This is a genomic window from Halorubrum sp. Atlit-26R (genome assembly GCF_003666015.1).
Lineage (GTDB): Archaea > Halobacteriota > Halobacteria > Halobacteriales > Haloferacaceae > Halorubrum.
The window spans coordinates 1-615 of record NZ_QPLT01000281.1 but is presented as its reverse complement, the minus strand read 5'-3'; the positions used below and the strand labels follow the sequence as shown (position 1 = coordinate 615).

General features: G+C 68.0%; 1 pseudogene. It reads left to right on the top strand.

Annotated features, from left to right (window positions below):
• Positions 1-275 precede the first annotated feature (275 nt).
• A pseudogene (locus DVK07_RS20570) lies at positions 276-615 on the top strand (hypothetical protein); the annotation flags it as partial.

The window sequence follows — 615 nt, the reverse complement described above, 5'->3', positions numbered from 1 at the left end:
CCTCGGCCGACCTCGGCTCGACGCTCGGCGCCCTCACGGTCGCGTTCCTCGTCGTCACGCTCGTCGCGGGGACGCTGCTGGATTTCAACTGGACGCAGGCGGTGCTGCTCGGTGGCTTCGCGGGCGCCGTGGCCGTCGCGTCGGCGTGGCTAACGGAGCGGCGGGCTGGCGGCGACTGACCTCGTTCGGTTCCGGTCCCGATCGGACCCGCCCAAGTATCGCGTCTGAGAGGTCGGACGGAGGCTTTTATACTCGCTCGGCGTCGACACCGCACAATGCGATTCAGTCGCGACCGTCGGGGCCAGTCGGTCGTGGTCGGAACGGTGATCCTGTTCGGGTTCCTGATCTTAGCGCTCGGGGTCTATCAGGTTCAGGTCGTCCCGACGGACAACGCGAACGTCGAGTTCCAACACAGCCAGCAGGTCGAAGACGACTTCGGCGACCTCCGCAACGACGTCCTCCGAGCGGGCGCCACGGGCTCGACCGGCTCGACGCAGATCCAGCTAGGGACGCGCTACCCGGCCCGGACGTTCTTCATCAATCCGCCGCCCGTGTCGGGGTCGCTCGAAACTGAGGCGACGGGCGAGATACGGGTCCGGAACGCGACGGTCGGCG